Source organism: Streptococcus mitis (assembly GCF_023110375.1).
GTDB classification, from domain to species: Bacteria; Bacillota; Bacilli; order Lactobacillales; family Streptococcaceae; genus Streptococcus; species Streptococcus mitis_CI.
Genome location: NZ_JALDVV010000001.1, coordinates 272,378 through 290,290, shown reverse-complemented (window position 1 = coordinate 290,290; position 17,913 = coordinate 272,378). Strand labels below are relative to the sequence as shown.

The following is a 17,913-nucleotide window of genomic DNA, read 5'->3' as shown; positions in this document are numbered from 1 at the left end:
CATGATACATACCATTCAAGCAGACTTTTACCGTCTTTTCCGTTCCAAAGGATTCTGGATTACAGAGTTCATTCTCTTTGTAATCATGTTAATGGGGGCTGTTTTTGGAGCTACTGGCCATCTAATGGCAATCCAGACAGAAGAACCAGAAATTCCAACCCATGGTTGGGACGGTGTACAATCCCTGATCAACGCATCTAGTCAAGGTTCAAACCTCGTTTTTCTATGCATAGTCCTAGCCTGCCTCGTTCTTGGAGTTGATTTAATCGGCAAACTCTATAAAAATAATTTAACAGTGGGTGTTTCTCGTACCGAGTTTTTCCTTGCCAAAGCCTTTGTATTGGCTTCTATTGCACTTTTACAAGTCATCATCAGCCTTGTGATTGCCTTTATTCCAGCAACAATCTTAAATGGATTTGGAACTATGCCTGATGGCTTTATTGGCAATCTACTGGTAACCATTTTCCTTCAATTTCTTTGCCTCCTTGCTTGGCTTTCCATTGTTTCCTTCATCCTCTATGTTAGTCATTCTTATATTGCGGTATTTATTGGTTATTTGGTCAGCTCTATCTTACTATCTATGCCAATGATCATTTTTCCAACTATCAAAATTTTGCCATATTTATCATTGCAGTTTTTCTATGCTATGACTGCTAATAGTGAATCCATTTTCTACACACTTATAGTTACTTTAGCTGTTATTGTAATCTTTAATCTAAGTGGATTGGCAGTTTTTAAAAAGAAAAGTCTATAAAAAAGACCTCCTCTAGCCTACAGAGGAGGTTTATTTCGTTAAAAGTAAATAAAAACCGACAACCACTGTCCATCTGTGCCTAGTTTCATCTCTGCACCGAGAAGATGGCATAATTCCTCAGTGATATAAAGGCCTAAACCAGAGGATTCTTCCGTATCAGATAGATTTTCAGAATAAAAACGATTGCTGAGATTTTCTATTTTTTTGATGGGCTGTTTAACAAGGTTTGCAATCTCTAACACAGGCTGTTCCTTTTCCTTTCTCAAAGATAGCCGCGCTTCTTCCTTGCCATGCTTGAGGACATTTCCAAGCAGATTTTGTAAAATTCTATCCAGCAAGTCTTCATCAGTCCTCATTTTAAAACCAGCTTCAACCTTAAAATCAAGCGTGATATCTGCCGCCTGAAAAACATCATAATAAGCCAGAGTCTTTTTGGTGATAAAAGCTGAAAGATCAACTTCTTCCAGTTTCGGTTTGACAGCTCCTTCCATCAAACGACGGTATTCTAGGAGAGCCTCCAAACGTTTGGAAACTAAATCAAGATGCTGGGCTATTTTTTGTAAGGTTTCTGCTTTGTTTTCAGGAGTTTTTATCAATTGTTGGGTGTAGCCTGAAGCGATAGTCAAAGGTGTCCGAATATCATGGGCGATATTGCTGATGGCCATATCCAGAGTCTGCTTTTCCCTTTTCATAACCAACCGAGATTGTTCTACTTCCTGAAATAGATTCTCAATCTGCTGGTATAGATGTAAAAAATGTTTGGAAAAAATGCTAACCCCTACTCTTTTCATACTACCCGTAAGAATCTTGTCCTCAATCTGTTGACTCAAGTTTTTAAGTGCTAGATGGTAGCGAATCAATGCAATAGATAAAATAATTAGGAGTACCAGTAGGATAAAGATGATCATGTAGGTCATTGCTTGTCTCCTTTTAATCTTACCCCAACTCCCCAAATGGTTTCAATATATTCTTGATTTGGGTCAAGCTGGTTTAATTTTTTACGAAGATTACTCAAATGCGTATTGAGAGTATTATCTCCAGGTAGGTAGCTCTCCTCCCAGACCAATTCATAAAGTTCTTCTTTTGTAAAAATTTTCTTAGGGTGTTTAAGGAGAGTTTGGAGAATCAAGCATTCTTTCTTAGCAAGGCGAATCGTTTCCTGACTATTTTTGATTTCAAAACTTTCTGTATCAAACTGGATATTTTTCAAGTTTTGTGGCAGATTTTCAGTTTTTCCTATTTCCATAGGCTGTTTTTCTACGCTTTGACGTAATTGAACAGTAACTCTGGCAAAGACTTCATCCAAATCAAAAGGCTTGACGATGTAATCATTGGCACCGTCTAAGAGGTATTGACTGATTAACTTCTTATCGCTCAAAGCCGTTAGCATAATGACTGGAGTTTGACTTTGTTCCCTGATAGCTTTTAAAACCTGATCCCCATTTTTCCCAGGAAGCATGATATCGAGCAAAACGAGGTCAATCCCACCTTGGTCGAAACACATGATTCCTTCTGTACCAGAAAAGGCTTGAATCACCTTATGCTCCTCAGTAAGTAGTGTTCGCAAGATTTCTTGAATGTCACTATTGTCTTCAATAACCAATATCCAAGCCATAAATACCAACCTTTCTGCAACTATTATAGCATGTTTTATTGATAAAGCTTAAACAGAAAAGCTCCTCGCATAAAAAGCGCGAGAAAGCCTTAGAGGGTTAAAATATAAAATCCACTTGCTAGATGACCTAGTATCTTATAGTTGCTAGTGAAAACTAATCTAGCAGAATGAATCTCTTATTTCTCCCCTACTAGTCCGTAATACGTTGATACATTTCGGGTCTTCTATCACGAAACAAGCCCCAGTTTAGGCGTTCGCTTGCTCCCTTGTCTAGGTCATAAGTTGCTAACAGAACAGCTTCTTCTTGTCTTTCAGCTCGTTCTAGAATAGCTCCTGTTTCATCCGTCATAAAGGATGAACCGTAGAAGTCAAGACTGGAACTCTGTCCACCATTTTCCTCACTTGGAGCGACTTCCTCTAATCCATAACGATTGGCTGCGATGACTGGAACAATATTTGCTGCTGCGTGTCCTTGCATGGTACGTTGCCAATGACCACAACTATCTGTATCCAAAATCGGCTCTGAACCGATGGCTGTAGGATAAAAGAGCAATTCAGCACCATTCAATGCAAGACAGCGCGCTGTTTCAGGGAACCATTGATCCCAACAGATACCGATCCCAATCTTGGCATAGCGAGTATCCCAGACCTTGAAACCTGTGTTGCCAGGCGTAAAGTAAAATTTCTCTTGATAGTAATGATCATCTGGTATGTGGGTCTTTCGATAAACACCCAGCACTTCCCCATCTGCATCAATAACGGCAATGGAGTTATACAAGACATTGCCATCTTTTTCATAGAAACTGATCGGTAAAACAACTTGTAGTTCCTTAGCAATCACCTTAAAATGCTGAATGGCAGTATTGTCTGTCACCGACTGGGCATGCTGGTAGTAGTCATACTGACGTTCCTGACAAAAGTATGGACGTTCAAACAATTCGGGTAAAAGAATAATTTGTGCGCCTTGTTCTGCAGCCTGACGTACTAAACGCTCTGCGGTTTGGATATTTGTTGACACATCCTTAGCGCATTGCATCTGAATGGCTGCAACTCTTACATTTCTCATCTTTTTCTCCTATTCTGGGATTTGTTGGGTGATACAGTGGATATTGCCACCACCTAAAAGAATATCTCTGGCTGGTATTCCGACAACTTTACGGTCTGGAAAACACTTGCTGAGGATATCTAAGGCCACTTGGTCGTTTTTATCCTGAAACTGAGGAACTAGGACAGCCTGGTTGGCAATATAAAAGTTTACGTAGGAAGCTGCTAGTCGTTCACCTGCGTATCGCTCTTCTTCTCCTTCTTCATAGATGTAGCCTGGTAAATCCTCTTTGGTTACAACTTGATGAAGAGCTGGAATTGGAAGTTTATGAATGGTGAACTGACGACCTTTTGCATCTGTTTCCTTTTCTAAAAGCGCTAAATCAGCTGCTGACATGGCATATTGAGGATCGCTTTTGTCGTCTGTCCAAGCCAAAACAAGCTCAGCAGGACCAACAAAGGCAGCAACATTGTCAACGTGTTCATTGGTTTCGTCCTGATAAATACCATAAGGAAGCCAGATAACTTTTTCAGCTCCAAGGCACTCTAATAAGGTGGTTTCGATTTCTTCCTTACTAAGATGAGGATTGCGACCAGAACTAAGCAAGCAACTTTCAGTCACGAGAATGGTTCCTTGACCATCGCTATGTATCGCTCCGCCTTCCAGTACAAAAGGCTTGGCATCATAAACAGGCATTTCCAAGGTCTCAGCAAAACGACTGGCTACTTGGTTATCATCTTCATAATCTTGATAAAGACCATCAACAGCACCACCCCAAGCATTGAAAGACCAATCCACGGCTAATTTCTGGCCTTCATCATTGATAAGAATGGTCGGACCCGTATCACGCGCCCAGGCATCATTGGTGGGAATGTCTAGATAAATAACCTTGTCTCCAAGATAAGATTGGGCTTCAGCTAAGTAGTCTTGGCCAACCAAAAGATAGACTCTTTCCCCTTCTGCTATAGTCTTAATGATCTGGCTGAAAGCTCTTTTGGCAGCCTTTCCTTGAAAGGGCCATGAACCTGGTCGAGTTGGCCATATCATAAGGGTACCATGATGGGGCTCGTATTCTGCTGGCATGCGATAGCCTAATTTTTTGGGACTGTCCATCATGATAATCTCCCTTTAAAGTCTTGATAACCAAAAGATTTGACTAATCTGCAGTCACCCTGCTCATCCATGAGATAGAGACTTGGCAATCCAATACCATTAAAGGTATTATTTTTGACAAATGAGTAAATAGCCATATCTTCAAAATAAAGTCTATCACCGATTTGAACTGGATTTTCAAAGCTATAATCACCAATCACATCTCCTGTCAGACAGGTATTGGAAGAAAGTCTATAGGTATGGGCTTTTTCCTGAGCGGCAAATCCATTTCTCAAAGGTGGACGATAGGGCATCTCAAGTACATCAGGCATATGGCAGGTCGCAGAGGCGTCTAAAACCAAGATTTCCATACCGTTTTCGACAATATCCAATACTTCAGTTGCTAGATAACCTGCATTGAGCGCAATGGCTTCACCAGGCTCGATATAGATTTCAAGATTGTAAGTTTCTCGGATACGCTTGATCTCAGAAATCAGCAAATCTACATCATAGTCCTCTCTTGTGATGTGGTGTCCGCCCCCCATATTGAGCCATTTGACCTGATGCAAATAGGCTCCAAATTGCTCTTCTACTGCTTTCAAAGTTGTCTCTAAATCATCTGCTCCCTGCTCGCAAAGGGTGTGAAAATGAAGACCATCCACCAAATCCAGCAAATCACTCGGTATCTTGTCTGAAGTTACTCCAAAACGGGAGCCAGGTGCACAAGGGTCATAGAGCGCGTGGTCACCTTGAGTTGAACACTGAGGGTTAAGTCGCAAACCCACGCTTACACCAGCATCCCGACAACGGGCCCCATGTTTACGCAACTGTCTCTCTGAGTTAAAGACGATATGATTTGTTATCTCCAGCAATTCCTCCAAGTCCGCATCCTTAAAGGCTGGCGCAAATACATGGACTTCTCCTGGAAATTCTTCCCTAGCTAGCTTGGCCTCATAGAGACCACTAGCTGTCGTACCTGACAGATACTGGCTAATCAAGGGATAGGTTTTGTAGAGGGAATATGCTTTCTGGGCAAGCAAAACCTTGCAACCGGCTTCTTCCTGAACTTGCTGTAAAATACGGCAGTTGGCTTCTAACTTGGCCAAGTCAATGACATAGGCTGGTGTGGGTACTTGTTCTAGCTTCATTAGTCCACCATTTGTGGGTTTTCTACCACAACCCATGGCAAACCATACTCATTCAAAGCTTCCATGAATGGATCTGGATCCAATTCTTCAAGGTTGTAAACTCCAGCTTGTTTCCAAGTACCGTTCATAACCAATTTTGCCCCAATCATGGCTGGAACGCCTGTCGTGTAAGAAATGGCTTGCGAACCAACTTCTGCGTAGCATTCCTGATGGTCGCAGACATTGTAGATGTAGATGGTCTTTTCAACGCCATCTTTTACACCTGTAAAGATACAGCCAATATTGGTTTTACCTACAGTACGTGGGCCAAGGCTAGCAGGATCTGGAAGCAAAGCTTTCAAAAATTGAATCGGAACAATTTCTTGGCCGTTGAAGTTAATGGTATCCGTACGAAGGAGACCGACATTTTCCAAGCATTTCATGTGCGTCAAGTATGATTGACCAAAGGTCATAAAGAAGCGAATGCGTTTGACACCTGGAATGTTCTTGGCCAATGATTCGATTTCTTCGTGGTGAAGGAGATACATATCTTTTTGTCCAACTTGAGGGAAATCGTACTCGCGCTTGATAGACATAGCTTCGACTTCGACCCATTTTCCATCTTCCCAGTAAGATCCTGGCGCAGAAACCTCGCGTAGATTGATTTCTGGGTTAAAGTTGGTCGCAAATGGATAACCGTGGTCACCACCATTACAGTCTAAAATGTCGATATAGTGGATTTCGTCAAAGTAGTGTTTGAGGGCATAGGCTGAAAAGACACTAGTTACACCTGGGTCAAAGCCAGATCCAAGCAGAGCAGTCAAGCCTGCCTCTTTGAATTTCTCCTGATAAGCCCATTGCCATGAGTAGTCAAAGTAGGCTGTAAAACCAAGTTCCTTACAACGTTTCTCATAGATGGCACGCCATTCAGGGTCTTCTGTGTCTTCTGCTTCGTAGTTGGCTGTATCGATATAGTGAACACCTGTTGCCAAACAAGCGTCCATAATGGTTAAATCTTGATATGGTAGTGCTACGTTCAAAACTGCTTCTGGCTTGTAGCTTTCAATCAGGGCAATTACTTCTTCAACCTTATCTGCATCAAGAGCAGCTGTCTCAATCTTTGTACTTGTTTTGCCTTCCAGTTTAGCCTTCAAGTCATCACATTTTGACTTAGTACGGCTAGCAATCATAATTTCTGTAAAGGTTTCGCTATCTTGGCAAATCTTTGAAATAGCAACTTGGGCAACGCCCCCACATCCAATAACTAGTAAACGACTCATTTTTTTCCTTCCTCTTCTTCTAAAATGTCTTCTACATACTTAGGCAACATGAAGGCCCCCACATGTAAGTTTGCAGTGTAGTATTCTGTGAAAAGCTGGCGTTTTTTCCAGCCTTCCTTGTCAAAATCTTTGACAGGGTGGTATTTTTTCGATGCAAACCCAAATAACCAATAGCCAGCTGGACTGGTTGGAATATGGGCCTGATAGACCCGGCTGATTGGAAAGGCTTGATTGACCTTGCGATGCATACTTCGGCAAGCTGACTCATCCTCATCAAAGAAGGGACTCCCATGCTGGTAAATCATGATACCGTCTTCTTTCAGAGCCCTATAACTATTGCCGTAGAATTCCTTGGTAAAGAGCCCTTCCGTATGGCCAAACGGATCTGTCGCATCGTTGATGATAATATCGTAATCATCTTCGCAGTTTCGCAAAAAGCGTAGCCCATTTTGGTAGTAAATGGTAACACGAGGATCATCTAGCCCTGCAGCAAAGTCTGGGAAATACTCACGACAGACTTCAACCAACATCTCATCTGGTTCCACAATATCGATTTGTTCCAGCTCAGGATAGAGTGTTAATACTTGGGCGACACCGCCATCACCACCCCCAATAACCAATACTTTCTTGGGATTTGGGTGGACAGCCATGGGAACGTGGACGGTCATTTCATTGTAGACAAAATCATCCGCATCTGAAAACAAGACATGCCCATTTAAAATCAGTATTTTCCCAAAAGCTGGTGTATCCAAGACTTCGATATCCTGCCATTCACTTTTACCAGTGTAGAGTTGCTTGGCTGTTCTCAGGGACAATTTCACATCTGGAGTATGAACTTCAGAAAACCATAAATCCATCTAGTTCTCCTTTCTCTTAATGACGTTGATGTGATTGACCTCAGGATCTTCCGTCCCTTGGAGGGAGCAACCACGTTCCTTGGCAAATTGGATATAGTCTACAATTTCACGTATAATGCGTTCACCAGGAGCCAAGATAGGGATTCCTGGAGGGTAACACATAACAAATTCTCCACAGACTTGTCCAACAGAATCATCCAAGGTTAAACTTTTTCTTTCTGAATAGAAGGCTTCTTGTGGAGACAGCACTAACTCGGGCTGAATATATTCTCCAGCTATCAAGTCTTTTCCATCTCTCGAGTAAAGTCTCTTGATATCAGCCAAAGCACCGACCAAACGCTCGATGTCTTGGATACGATCACCAATCGAAATATAGGCCAAGATATTGCCAATATCACCAAACTCAATCTGAATGTCGTATTCGTCTCGTAGGAGGTCATAAACCTCGATACCTGTTAAACCAATACCCTGAGTGTAAACTGACAGCTTGGTCACGTCAAAATCGCAAACCGAAACACCGTCTATTAACTCTTTTGAGTAGGCATAGTATCCACCGATAGCATTGATTTCACGACGAGCATACTCTGATAACTCAATGACCTTCTCAAAAGACTCTTTACCACGAAGAGCCAAGTTGCGACGCGAAATATCCAGACTAGCCATCAACAAATAAGAGGCGGATGTTGACTGGGTAAGATTGATAATCTGACGTACGTATTCAGGATTCATCTGCTCCCCGATTAAAAGAAGCGAACTTTGGGTCAAACTTCCACCAGACTTATGCATGGAGACTGCTGCCATATCAGCACCTGCATCCATAGCAGAAATTGGAAGTTTATCAGTAAAATGTAAGTGTGCTCCGTGGGCTTCATCTACTAAAACCATCATGCCAGCTTCATGAGCCATTTCTGTCAACCCCTTTAGGTCTGAACAGATTCCGTAGTAAGTAGGATTGTTAATCAAAATGGCCTTAGCATCTGGATGGTCCTTTATGGCCTGGGCTACTCGGTCGTTTTCAAGACCTAAAGCGATACCAATCTTAGGATCCACACTCATCTCGATATAGATGGGAATAGCACCACATAGAACCAGCGCATTGATAGCAGATTTATGGACATTACGTGGCAGAATAATCTTATCTCCAGCCTTGCAGGTAGAAAGAATCATAGTCTGCACCGATGAGGTTGTTCCCCCTATCATTAGAAAAGCATGGCTAGCTCCAAAAGCATCTGCAGCCAATTCCTCCGCATCTCGAATAATCGAAATGGGATGGCCAAGATTATCCAAGGGTTTCATCGAATTGACATCAATGCCAACACATTTTTCACCTAAGAGTTCGACAAGTTCTGGATTTCCCCGTCCACGCTTGTGACCTGGTACATCAAAGGGAACAATCCTTTTCTTGCGTAACTTCACCAAGGCCTCATAAATTGGGGCTTGGTTTTGATCTAACTTCTTCAAGACATACTCCTTTCCATATTTTTAGGACCTTATGAAAACTAAGGAACTAAAGGTTGACTCATGAAAAAAGAGCAGGTTTTCACCTGCTCTGCAATCTTCTGACGTTTTTATGTTTGTTTCTGTTGAGTATGTCTGTTCCCGATGTTTCCTAACTCTCTAGTAGCAAATATTACGTACTTTATTGATCGTTTCACAAGATGACGTGTGCTTTCACCACACTAAAATTTATGAATTAGGACAAGTGTCCTAACATCAACTTATAAAAGTAGGCTTTTAGCCCTATCAATAATGTGGTTTTTCAACCACGCTTCGGCATTCAACCCTGCCTGTCCGTAGGCATTTTTTACTCGGGTTTATATTTGCTAGAAAACATCATCTCATTTTCTAAGCTTTATTACTATATCATGTTTTTAAGAACTTGTAAAGCCTTTTACGAAAAAAATATAAAAAAGTTCGCAAAATATTTGGATTTTATTTGATTTAATACTAATTATTCTCTTGTAAACGATTATAAAGTGAACAAAATGATTTTCATATTTAATTTAAAATTTTTTATGCAATTCTATACTTAGTACCCTCGGTGTTTGATTTATCAGAAAAAATGCTGAAATTTCTACATCATTAGAATCGTGCAACTTTTTTCAGATACTTTTAAAAAATTGATTTCATTACCTCTTTCCTTTATACTGGATAAGAAGGAGATTAGTATGTCAGAAACAAATCACGAAATCGATTCAAATTTTGCAGGTCGTTTAAATATCCTACGAGCGGGTGTTCTTGGTGCCAATGATGGAATTATTTCCATTGCTGGTGTTGTTATCGGGGTTGCCAGTGCTACCAGCAATATCTGGATTATCTTTTTATCAGGATTTGCAGCTATTTTGGCCGGTGCCTTTTCAATGGCAGGTGGAGAATATGTGTCCGTTTCAACTCAAAAAGATACCGAGGAAGCGGCCGTTGCGCGTGAGCAACTCTTGCTAGACCAAGATATGGAACTAGCCAAAAAATCTCTCTATGCTGCCTATATTCAAAATGGCGAGTGTGAAACATCAGCCCAACTTCTCACCAACAAAGCCTTTTTAAATAATCCGCTCAAGGCTTTGGTAGAGGAAAAATACGGGATAGAGTATGAAGAGTTTACCAATCCTTGGCACGCTGCCATCTCTAGCTTTATTTCTTTTTTCCTTGGTAGCTTACCACCCATGCTTTCAATTACCATTTTCCCAAGTGAATACCGCATCCTTGCTACCGTCCTTATCGTCGGTGTGGCCCTTCTTCTCACTGGTTACACTAGTGCCAAACTTGGAAAAGCTCCAACCAAAACAGCTATGATTCGGAACCTAGCTATTGGCCTCTTGACCATGGGAGTTACCTTCCTGCTCGGACAACTTTTCAGCATTTAGAATACAAGAAATACCTCGATTTTGAAGTCGAGGTATCTTTTTTTACATTTGGACAATCTTGCGATAACTTCTTGAAGTAATCATGAAAATCAGCACATAGGCGATGAGGAAGATAGCGCAGATAGACAAGGTCACAATCAACATCATAGTCGTATCCAGTACACCAATCACTTTTAAAATCAGACTAAGCATATGATAGGCAAAGGCTAGATGTATAAAGGCAAAAAGCAAAGGAAGGAAGAAAACAGTTAAAACCTGTTTGTTAATGGTTTGCTTGATTTGCTTTTGATCTAAACCAACTTTCTGCAAGATAATAAAGCGCTCACGGTCTTCATATCCTTCAGAAATTTGCTTGTAGTAGATGACCAGAACGGTTCCGACCATAAAGATAATGGATAGGAAAATACCAATAAAGAAGACACCGCCAAAGAGGACACTCATTTGAGCACCAGCATCTGCTAGAGTGCTACCATACACATAGTTACCTTCAGTGTTTAATTGAGCATTAAACTTTTGTAAGTATTTTTCATATTCTTCAGCGACTTTTAGTTGCTCTTCTTCACTGATACTTACATTCATACCACCGTAAAACTGATTATAGATAGCCGAATCTGGGAATTGGTCCAAAAAGGCTTGTAAATTAGGTACAACAAGGTAATTGTAATCAGAAGTCAAAATATTAAACTGATTTGGAACATGGTTTACAATGAAATCTTTAGTAAATTCTTCTTTTACAGAAAATTGATGATCATTTAGAGTTAGAGTTTTCTGTTCTTTAACTCCCTCATTCTTGGCAAAGAGTCCGACCTCATTTCCTGATAGAGACAGTTTTTGACCAGTCATATTTTCATAATCTTTTTGGTCAAATACCATAAAAATTGTTTTGACTTGGACACGGTTTTGTCCTTTTTCAAAAATGGTTAACTTGCTACCTTCTTGGTTTGCAACACCAAAGTAAGCGTAACGAAGAACTTCTTTCTCTTTAATCTTATAACCTTTATCACTTGCAAACTGGCTCAAGAGTTTGTCCAAGTCTTCTTTTTCAACATTTTGTCCATTAATGCCAAAATCATGAGGATTTAAAACTTTTTTAAAGGATTCTGAAGCATTGAAAATACTAGTCGCTGCTGACATGGTTACCAAAACCATTGTTGACAAAATTGCGATAGTTGCTAGTCCAACCGCATTTTTCTTCATACGGAAAATCAAGTTAGACACTGAGATAAGGTTATTTGGTTGGTAATAATATTTCTTGTTTTTCTTTAAGATTTGTAGGAAAACGGTAATCCCTGCATTGAACAAAAGATAAGTACCAAAGATAACCAGTAAAACAGCTAAGAAGAAGGTTGTTAGGGCTGTAAGAGGATCTTTTACTGTAAGAGAAAGATAATAGCCAATCCCTAAACTAATGGAACCAAGAATGGTTTGGAGAGGAAGAAAGCGACCTTTTTTCTCTCCGCTTGCTTTCTCACGCGAGAGCTGGAGGGCATTCATACGGGCGATTCGAATAGCATTCAGGAACATGAGACCTAGGAAAATCAAACCAAAGACAACAAGTACTGTAATGACAACTTTCATCTGGAAGGTAGCAACTAGTTCAACTTTCAATTTCATCAGTTTGAGCAAGAAGGCGAAAATCAACTTGTCAAACAAGGCTCCAATACCGATTCCCGCTCCAACAGTTAGAATCCCAAATACCACTAACTCCTTAAAGGTCATACTGATCAGATGGCGTTTCTCCAAACCCAGCATGCCATAAATCCCTAGTTCCTTGGAACGGTTTTTCATGACAAAACTATTGGCATAGAGGACGATAATGGCTGACGCAAGGGTGACGACAAACATACCAAATCCTAGAGTAGCTTGAATTGTTTCACCTCCACGGATTTCCGCAATCTTTGGATTGAAAGTTAGAGAGTAAAAGAGATAGGTGACGGTGACTGCCAAGAGAACAGCCAACGCAAAAGGATAGTAGAGTTTGCGGTTTTTAATCAAGTTCGATACCGCTAACTTATTGGTTAATCGAAACATACTAATTCACCTCGCTTGCCATGACAGTCAAGGTATCAGAAATTTCTTGGAACATCTGACGTTCTGTCTTCTCTCCACGGTAGATTTGGTTGTAAAGAATGCCGTCTTTGATAAAGAGTACACGTTTAGCTCTGCTAGCTGCTGCTGTTGAGTGGGTTACCATAAGAATGGTTTGGCCGCGCTCATTGATTTCATCAAAGACATCAAGTAAGGCTGCAGATGACTTGGAATCAAGGGCTCCTGTTGGCTCATCCGCAAGGAGGATTTCAGGTTCTGTGATGATGGCGCGGGCTACTGCTACACGCTGTTTCTGACCACCAGAAATCTCGTAAGGGTACTTCTCTTGCAATTGGTTGATACCTAGATTCTCAGCTGTCACCACCAATTTCTTCATCATCTCTGTAATAGGTCTTCTTGACAAGACAAGCGGAAGCAAGATATTGTCCTTAACAGATAAGGTATCAAGCAAGTTAAAGTCTTGGAAGACAAAGCCTAACTTTTCACGACGGAAGCTAGAAGCCTGTGAATTTTTAATGGTTGCGGTGTCAGTTCCATTCAAGTAAACCTGACCACGAGTTGGTTTATCCAGCATAGCTAGAATATTGAGTAAAGTTGATTTACCAGAACCAGACTCACCCATGATGGCAACGTAGTCACCTTTTTCCACGGTAAAGTGAATATCCTTGAGGGCTTCTACTTGGTTGCCCTGAAAACGTGTTTTATAAATTTTTTGAACGTGTTTTACATCTAAAAGTGTCATGAGAATCTCCTTTCTTAATATCCCATCAAATGAAATGTTGCTTGCATCATAGCGCATCCCAGTTGAACACGCTCAATATCTTTGTGGCTTGGTTTTCTTGTTTTCTTCTGTAAGATTTGTTTCATGATGTTACTCCTTTGTTCTTTATGAGTCTAGTTTACATCAAAAAAAGACCTCTTGCCATAACCTAACCTTACAAAAGAGACTTTAATCTTACATTTTTGTAAGATTGGGGGAAATGTAGGCATTTTATTAAAAATATTTTACCATAAAAAGAAGGCAAGAAGAAAACCCTTGCGGATACAAGGGTTCAAAAATTTTAAAATAGATTAGTCGAATTCATAGACTAACAGTAAAATAATTGTTTCTACCTCACCAAAACCAGCCTTCATTATCGTCAATTGCTTGTGCTTCTTTGCGTTTTCGTGGGCCTGTTCCGTACATTTCTGCTTCGATTTCTTCTTTGGTTGGCATGATAGAAGCTAGGATGATATAGATAATCACACCAAGTCCAAAGTTTGCGACTGTAAAAATGGCAAACAAGAAACGAACAAGGGTAACATCAAAGTTCCATTTGTCTGCTAGACCTGCCAGAACTCCTGAAATCATGCGATTTCGTCTCATTTTATAAAATTTACTGTTCATGGTTTTACCTCTTTCTACTAGGTTAGACTTAGTATATCACGGGTAGGCTCGGCTTTCATCAGTCCTCAGGCTGATTTATCAGTAGTAATTTACCTCGACAAAGTCCACAGCGATAGCGTTTGGTATCAATCCTTCGCTTGCGATGATAACTTTGCTGGCAGGACTGGCAACGATAGAGTTTGATTGGCTTGGAGTTGCTATTGGGCAAGGATGGCACAAAGCGTAATCCATCCACTGCTTTCAAAAGTTCCTTAAAATCCCGATCCTTGTGTTGATAGCCCTTCCCTTGGAAATAAAGGTGATAATGACAGAGTTCATGGCGGACAATTTTCCTAAAAACGTCCAACCCCAGTTCCTGATAAACCTTGGGATTAAAATCCAAATGCCCATCTTTTGGGAAAAATCGCCCACCTGTCGAACGTAGACGCCTATTCCACTGGGCTTGATGGATAAAAGGTCTACCGAAGTCTTCTAGCGAAACTTGCTTGACGTAATCAGTCAGTTTCATTTGGAGCGAGGAGCGACAGATTAACTTTTTCACGTTCAGTATCAATTTTCTTGACCCAAACGGTCACCAAATCTCCAACTGACACCACTTGGCTAGGGTGTTTGATAAATTTGCGACTCATATGGGAAATATGAATCAATCCGTCCTCGTGAATCCCGATATCAACGAAGGCACCGAAGTCAACGACGTTACGCACCACACCTTCTAGCTTCTGACCAACCACTAAGTCTTTGATATCTAGGACATCTTGGCGAAGCACAGGTGCATCAAAGGAATCACGGAAATCTCGACCTGGTTTGAGAAGATCTGCAATGATATCTTTAAGAGTTTCTGGACCAAGGTCTAGCTCTTGCGCCATTTCCTTGATTGATAGCGACTTGAGTTTGCCTTGAGCCTCTTCATTCAAGTCCTTGATATCCAAGCGTTTGAAGAGCTCTTTAACTGCAGCATAGTTTTCTGGGTGAACTCCTGTATTATCAAGGATATTGCTACTTTCTGGGATACGGAGGAAACCAGCAGCCTGCTCAAAAGCCTTGGCTCCCAGACGAGGAACCTTCTTGATTTGAGCGCGTGAAGTGATTTTTCCTTCTTCCTCACGGTATTTGACAATATTTTCAGAAATAGTTTTGTTGAGTCCAGCGACATGGGAAAGAAGAGCTGGGCTGGCTGTATTGACATTGACACCGACTTGGTTCACCACGGTATCGACGACAAAGTCCAGACTTTCAGACAATTTCTTTTGACTGACATCATGCTGATATTGACCGACACCGATTGACTTAGGATCGATTTTGACCAATTCAGCAAGGGGATCTTGCAAGCGACGGGCAATAGAAATAGCAGAGCGTTTTTCAACGGTCAAGTCTGGAAACTCCTGACGAGCTAGTTCACTGGCAGAATAGACAGAAGCACCACTTTCATTGACGATAACATAGCTGACCTCAGGAAAATCTTTAAGAACTTCTGCCACAAAGGCTTCACTTTCACGACTGGCAGTTCCATTTCCGATAGCAATAATTTCCACGCCATACTGGCCAATCAGGTCGGCTAAGTCTCGTTTTGCTTCTTCAATCTGACGAGCGGAGGCTGGTTTAACAGGATAGATGACCTGAGTTGTCAGCATTTTTCCTGTTGCATCCACGACAGCTAGCTTGGCACCTGTACGAAAGGCTGGGTCAAATCCAAGAACCACACGCCCTTTCAGTGGAGCAACCAAGAGGAGATTTCGCAGATTGTCAGAAAAGAGTTGGATAGCCCCTTCTTCTGCTTTTTCGGTTAATTCTGTCCGAATGCGTCGTTCGATAGCAGGCAAGACCTTTTTCTTAACTGACTGTTGAACAACTTCATCAATATAGGCATTCTTCACCTTGAAACGAGCTGCAAAGAAAGCTAGAATACGGTCCGTCGCATGTTCAAAACCGACCTTCAAAATCCCTAGTTTCTCCCCACGATTGAGCGCTAAGGTACGATAGCCTTGCATATTCCCAACTGTCTCAGAAAAATCATAGTAAATCTGAAAAACTTGCTTTTCATCCAGACTTTCATCCTTGACTTGAGAAGTAAGTTTGGAGTGTCTCAGCACCTCCTGATAAGTCATGGAACGCAAGGTCACATCCTCCGATAAGGCTTCAACCAAGATATCAACTGCACCAGCTAAAGCTTCCTTACCAGTCACAAATCCTTCACAGACAAACTTCTCAGCTTCTTTCTCTAAGTCAGCTACATTCTGCAAAATCAGGCGAGCAAGAGGAAAGAGTCCAGCTTCACGGGCAATGGTTGCCTTGGTTCGACGTTTTTCCTTATATGGAAGATAGAGCTCTTCTACGTCTGCTAATTTTTCGGCTACTAAGATAGCTTCTTCCAACTCCTTAGTCAGCTTGCCTTGCTCTTGAATCTTAGCCAAGACAGTTTCCTTACGATCGTTGAGATTGCTCAGACTTTTATCCAAGTCGATAATAGCCTTAATCGCCACCTCATCCAAACTACCAGTCATGTCCTTGCGATAACGCGCGATAAAGGGAATAGTCGCCCCTTCAGCTGTCAAACTTAGAACGGTATCAATTTGCTTTAACGTCACTCCCAAATCTTGGGAGATTTTTTCATATTTTTTATCCATGAATCTATTATACCACAAGCTAAACATTTCAAATTAACTCGTAGAACATTTAAAAAATATGTAGGGAATAGACTTATATGCTATAGCTCAATAATTTGTACTTATAGAGCATTACCGCCTTTTTTTAACCAAGCTATGATATCAAAAGTATTTAATGGATCAGACATAATAGCCAGTTCTGGAAGATGTTCCTGACCTGGAGTAACACATTGACTTTTTAAACTTTTATAATTAATTCCTTTCGTTTCACTCAAGGCACAACACAGAATGAAAAAGTGTTGTGCTCTTTATTTTGTTTTATAATAATAGTGAGAAAGCCTATCATTTCTACAAATCACGGGGAAGTGAATAAGTGAGTGGTATAGTCACTACCTCGCATTTTTATAGGTGTCATTCTTTCCATCAAACACAACTGACTGTGACTAGGAGCACGTAAACTTATAATTTAATAAGAGACTCGTTTGTGAAAGGAAGGGATAAGCAGACTCAAATTTGGTGAAGGGAGACCCCTCGTCTTAAAAGTTATTTATCCTAATTGTTGTGGTGAAGAATAGAATTTAGATTTCTGTTTCTAATCGACCAAAATGCGTGTTTTTTAGAAATAAAAAACCGCAAGCCTGAGCCTGCGGTGGGGATAATCTTTTTTGAAATTTTTAAACAAAAAAGGAGCATTAAGCTCCCTCCTTTGAAATAACGGACACTTGGCTGGTCGGTGTACCCAGCATCTCAGATACCTTTTTCAAGGTGCGGCAGGAACCTTTCTGCCCTCAAATGTCTTTCGTTAATATTATTCTAGCACTATCTACTTTTTTTGTCAAGTTTTCTCAATCTACCAGACTTAATACGACTTTGTAACTTGTAATCTTGTAAACGATACATGGTCGGAACATAAAAGAAATCTCCACTTTTATGTAACTTGATGGCAACAAGAACATTATCATCAAATCTTTTAACATATTCGAAACTGGCGTCTTTCTCTCGTGGATTGACCCCGACGAAATCTGGGTTCCTTAGTATGAGTTCCAGGTCTTCAATATGATGAATCACATCATTGTGATGGCGTTTTATCATATGGCTTCTCAAACCGTCTTTGTTGACCTTTATGTCGCTCGCTTCAAGAACAATATCAAAAATTTCTTTTACTTCATCGGTAACCTGACCGATTGTTTCATGATCCATCATTTCCTCCGTTATTCCACAACTATTATATCACAATCAT

Annotated in this window: 16 protein-coding genes and 1 pseudogene; 2 read left to right on the top strand and 15 right to left on the bottom strand. The window is 40.8% G+C overall.

The window, feature by feature from the left end; translation table 11 throughout:
* Window position 1 precedes the first annotated feature (1 nt).
* Window positions 2-754, top strand: coding sequence for an ABC transporter permease (locus M1G12_RS01345; RefSeq protein WP_247941997.1), 753 nt, complete (start codon window positions 2-4; stop codon window positions 752-754).
* 38 nt (window positions 755-792) lie between these two features.
* On the opposite strand, the gene M1G12_RS01340 is transcribed toward M1G12_RS01345, so the two are convergent.
* The 8 genes from M1G12_RS01340 to M1G12_RS01305 all read right to left on the bottom strand — a co-directional run bounded on the left by M1G12_RS01340 (window position 793) and on the right by M1G12_RS01305 (window position 9,231).
* The gene (locus M1G12_RS01340; RefSeq protein ID WP_247941996.1) at window positions 793-1,671 is read right to left on the bottom strand and encodes a sensor histidine kinase; all 879 of its coding nucleotides are present in this window, start codon (window positions 1,669-1,671) and stop codon (window positions 793-795) included.
* Window positions 1,668-2,369 (bottom strand): response regulator transcription factor, encoded by a 702-nt coding sequence (locus M1G12_RS01335; protein WP_247941995.1) that lies wholly within the window; start codon window positions 2,367-2,369, stop codon window positions 1,668-1,670. The genes M1G12_RS01340 and M1G12_RS01335 overlap by 4 nt, the downstream gene beginning before the upstream one ends.
* Window positions 2,370-2,559: 190 nt before the next feature.
* The gene (gene aguB / locus M1G12_RS01330) at window positions 2,560-3,435 is read right to left on the bottom strand and encodes an N-carbamoylputrescine amidase (RefSeq protein ID WP_247949266.1); all 876 of its coding nucleotides are present in this window, start codon (window positions 3,433-3,435) and stop codon (window positions 2,560-2,562) included.
* Window positions 3,436-3,444: 9 nt separating this feature from the next.
* The gene (gene aguA / locus M1G12_RS01325; protein WP_084864352.1) at window positions 3,445-4,530 is read right to left on the bottom strand and encodes an agmatine deiminase; all 1,086 of its coding nucleotides are present in this window, start codon (window positions 4,528-4,530) and stop codon (window positions 3,445-3,447) included.
* Complete coding sequence (nspC, locus tag M1G12_RS01320) at window positions 4,527-5,654, bottom strand: carboxynorspermidine decarboxylase (protein ID WP_247949265.1); 1,128 nt, start codon at window positions 5,652-5,654, stop codon at window positions 4,527-4,529. Before nspC ends, aguA begins: the two co-directional genes overlap by 4 nt.
* Complete coding sequence (locus M1G12_RS01315; protein WP_247949264.1) at window positions 5,654-6,913, bottom strand: saccharopine dehydrogenase family protein; 1,260 nt, start codon at window positions 6,911-6,913, stop codon at window positions 5,654-5,656. The genes nspC and M1G12_RS01315 overlap by 1 nt, the downstream gene beginning before the upstream one ends.
* Window positions 6,910-7,770: a polyamine aminopropyltransferase gene (speE, locus tag M1G12_RS01310; RefSeq protein ID WP_061453625.1), complete on the bottom strand. Its 861-nt coding sequence runs from the start codon at window positions 7,768-7,770 to the stop codon at window positions 6,910-6,912. Before speE ends, M1G12_RS01315 begins: the two co-directional genes overlap by 4 nt.
* Window positions 7,771-9,231, bottom strand: a complete 1,461-nt coding sequence (locus M1G12_RS01305) for an aminotransferase class I/II-fold pyridoxal phosphate-dependent enzyme (protein WP_247949263.1) — start codon at window positions 9,229-9,231, stop codon at window positions 7,771-7,773.
* 707 nt (window positions 9,232-9,938) lie between these two features.
* On the opposite strand from M1G12_RS01305, the gene M1G12_RS01300 reads away from it, so the two are divergent.
* Entirely contained in the window at window positions 9,939-10,634 is a 696-nt protein-coding gene (locus M1G12_RS01300) for a VIT1/CCC1 transporter family protein (RefSeq protein WP_247949262.1), read from the top strand.
* Between the two features lie 42 nt (window positions 10,635-10,676).
* Here the strand turns inward: M1G12_RS01300 and M1G12_RS01295 are convergent, their stop codons facing one another.
* The 7 genes and pseudogenes from M1G12_RS01295 to M1G12_RS01270 all read right to left on the bottom strand — a co-directional run bounded on the left by M1G12_RS01295 (window position 10,677) and on the right by M1G12_RS01270 (window position 17,873).
* Window positions 10,677-12,665 carry an ABC transporter permease gene (locus M1G12_RS01295; RefSeq protein ID WP_247949261.1) on the bottom strand — a complete coding sequence of 663 codons (1,989 nt, stop codon included), beginning with the start codon at window positions 12,663-12,665 and terminating at the stop codon, window positions 10,677-10,679.
* A 1-nt stretch (window position 12,666) separates the two neighbouring features.
* A complete protein-coding gene (locus tag M1G12_RS01290; RefSeq protein ID WP_000173372.1) occupies window positions 12,667-13,425 on the bottom strand; it encodes an ABC transporter ATP-binding protein in 759 nt (252 codons plus the stop codon).
* Window positions 13,426-13,797: 372 nt separating this feature from the next.
* On the bottom strand, window positions 13,798-14,070 hold the full coding sequence (locus tag M1G12_RS01285) for a PspC domain-containing protein (protein ID WP_084949699.1): 273 nt from the start codon (window positions 14,068-14,070) through the stop codon (window positions 13,798-13,800).
* A 58-nt stretch (window positions 14,071-14,128) separates the two neighbouring features.
* Window positions 14,129-14,578: a SprT family protein gene (locus M1G12_RS01280; RefSeq protein WP_153193420.1), complete on the bottom strand. Its 450-nt coding sequence runs from the start codon at window positions 14,576-14,578 to the stop codon at window positions 14,129-14,131.
* Window positions 14,565-16,694 carry a Tex family protein gene (locus tag M1G12_RS01275; RefSeq protein ID WP_247949260.1) on the bottom strand — a complete coding sequence of 710 codons (2,130 nt, stop codon included), beginning with the start codon at window positions 16,692-16,694 and terminating at the stop codon, window positions 14,565-14,567. The genes M1G12_RS01280 and M1G12_RS01275 overlap by 14 nt, the downstream gene beginning before the upstream one ends.
* A 101-nt stretch (window positions 16,695-16,795) precedes the next feature.
* A pseudogene (locus M1G12_RS10000) lies at window positions 16,796-16,924 on the bottom strand (DUF1919 domain-containing protein); the annotation flags it as partial.
* Between the two features lie 568 nt (window positions 16,925-17,492).
* Window positions 17,493-17,873, bottom strand: a complete 381-nt coding sequence (locus M1G12_RS01270) for a PBECR3 domain-containing polyvalent protein (RefSeq protein WP_223340746.1) — start codon at window positions 17,871-17,873, stop codon at window positions 17,493-17,495.
* Window positions 17,874-17,913 lie beyond the last annotated feature (40 nt).

Bases quoted from the DNA above. Each gene is read 5' to 3' on its own strand.
- M1G12_RS01300 (WP_247949262.1), top strand. From the start codon at position 9,939: ATGTCAGAAACAAATCACGAAATCGATTCAAATTTTGCAGGTCGTTTA.
- M1G12_RS01340 (WP_247941996.1), bottom strand. From the start codon at position 1,671: ATGACCTACATGATCATCTTTATCCTACTGGTACTCCTAATTATTTTA.
- aguB (WP_247949266.1), bottom strand. From the start codon at position 3,435: ATGAGAAATGTAAGAGTTGCAGCCATTCAGATGCAATGCGCTAAGGAT.
- M1G12_RS01270 (WP_223340746.1), bottom strand. From the start codon at position 17,873: ATGGATCATGAAACAATCGGTCAGGTTACCGATGAAGTAAAAGAAATT.
- M1G12_RS01290 (WP_000173372.1), bottom strand. From the start codon at position 13,425: ATGACACTTTTAGATGTAAAACACGTTCAAAAAATTTATAAAACACGT.
- M1G12_RS01275 (WP_247949260.1), bottom strand. From the start codon at position 16,694: ATGGATAAAAAATATGAAAAAATCTCCCAAGATTTGGGAGTGACGTTA.
- M1G12_RS01280 (WP_153193420.1), bottom strand. From the start codon at position 14,578: ATGAAACTGACTGATTACGTCAAGCAAGTTTCGCTAGAAGACTTCGGT.
- speE (WP_061453625.1), bottom strand. From the start codon at position 7,770: ATGGATTTATGGTTTTCTGAAGTTCATACTCCAGATGTGAAATTGTCC.
- aguA (WP_084864352.1), bottom strand. From the start codon at position 4,530: ATGATGGACAGTCCCAAAAAATTAGGCTATCGCATGCCAGCAGAATAC.
- M1G12_RS01345 (WP_247941997.1), top strand. From the start codon at position 2: ATGATACATACCATTCAAGCAGACTTTTACCGTCTTTTCCGTTCCAAA.
- nspC (WP_247949265.1), bottom strand. From the start codon at position 5,654: ATGAAGCTAGAACAAGTACCCACACCAGCCTATGTCATTGACTTGGCC.
- M1G12_RS01335 (WP_247941995.1), bottom strand. From the start codon at position 2,369: ATGGCTTGGATATTGGTTATTGAAGACAATAGTGACATTCAAGAAATC.
- M1G12_RS01315 (WP_247949264.1), bottom strand. From the start codon at position 6,913: ATGAGTCGTTTACTAGTTATTGGATGTGGGGGCGTTGCCCAAGTTGCT.
- M1G12_RS01285 (WP_084949699.1), bottom strand. From the start codon at position 14,070: ATGAACAGTAAATTTTATAAAATGAGACGAAATCGCATGATTTCAGGA.
- M1G12_RS01295 (WP_247949261.1), bottom strand. From the start codon at position 12,665: ATGTTTCGATTAACCAATAAGTTAGCGGTATCGAACTTGATTAAAAAC.